Source organism: Desulfosporosinus sp. OT (genome assembly GCF_000224515.1).
In the GTDB taxonomy this organism is placed as follows: domain Bacteria; phylum Bacillota; class Desulfitobacteriia; order Desulfitobacteriales; family Desulfitobacteriaceae; genus Desulfosporosinus.
The window spans coordinates 1-1,132 of the sequence record NZ_AGAF01000247.1 but is presented as its reverse complement, the minus strand read 5'-3'; the positions used below and the strand labels follow the sequence as shown (position 1 = coordinate 1,132).

Here is a 1,132-nt window from a genome sequence, read left to right as displayed (position 1 = left end):
CGGCAAAGAAATTTATCCTGCCAGCCTTAATCCTTCTCTAAGTATATTTTGGGCGGCGTTTTCGTCGCGATCATGGTGCAAGCCACATACTGGGCATATCCATTCTCGCAGGTTCAAGTTTTTCACATCCTTATTGCGATAACCACAACGAGAGCAAAGCTGACTGGATGGGAATGTTTTGCTGATGATTGATAATTCCCTTCCATACCACTTTGCTTTATATTCCAGCATTGATCGGAATTCAGACCATGAAACGTCGGCTAACGACTTTGCCAGATTATGATTTTGAATCATGTTCTTTACCTGCAAATCCTCTAAACAGATCGTTTGATTTTCACAAATCAATTTAGTTGATAGCTTATGCAAAAAGTCCTGTCGACCATTGCGAATTTTTTCATGGGCCTTAGCCACTTTAATTCCTGCCTTATCCCGGTTGTGACTTCCTTTTCGTTTTTTAGATAACTTGCGTTGCAGCCGTTTCAGCTTACGTTCGTATTTATAATAGTGTTTCGGATTCTTAAAATGTTCTCCATCGGAAGTGATGGCAAACTCCTTAAGTCCTAAGTCAATCCCTACCGCTTGATCGACTCTTGGCAACGGTTGAATTTCTACTTCGCAAAGAATTGCGATGAAGTAGCTTCCACTAGGACTTCTTCGAATCGTTGCTGAAAGGATCTTCCCGTTAACTTCTCTACTCTTCGCAAAACGCACCCACCCCAGTTTGGGGAGCTTGATCTTGCGATCACTTACCTCAATACTGGATTTATTGGCGTTGGTTCGGTAGCTTTGTTTAGGATTCTTTTTACTTTTGAAGTTTGGAAACCCCTTTTTCTCTTTGAAGAACTTTTGATAGGCTTTATCCAAGTCTTTAAGAGTTTGCTGGAGGGCCATGGAATCGACTTCCTGAAGCCATTCAATTTGTTTTTTTAATTGTGTGAGCTTAAGACAGCAAGAATTAAAGCTCAAGGTTTTCTGTTCGGCCTCAAAAACTTTAATACGGGCATTGAGGAAGTGATTGTAGACGTAGCGAGTACAACCTATTGTTTTGTTAATAAGTACAATCTGTTCTTTGGTTGGATATAGCCGAAATTTAAAGGCTTTATGCAAGGCATTACCTCCTCTCAGAACCTTT

At 40.5% G+C, this 1,132-nt stretch carries 1 protein-coding gene; it reads right to left on the bottom strand.

All coding sequences use genetic code 11. The features are described from left to right. Positions 1-12: 12 nt before the first annotated feature. Positions 13-1,125, bottom strand: coding sequence for an IS200/IS605 family element RNA-guided endonuclease TnpB (gene tnpB / locus DOT_RS23710; RefSeq protein ID WP_348982168.1), 1,113 nt, complete (start codon positions 1,123-1,125; stop codon positions 13-15). Positions 1,126-1,132: the final 7 nt, after the last annotated feature.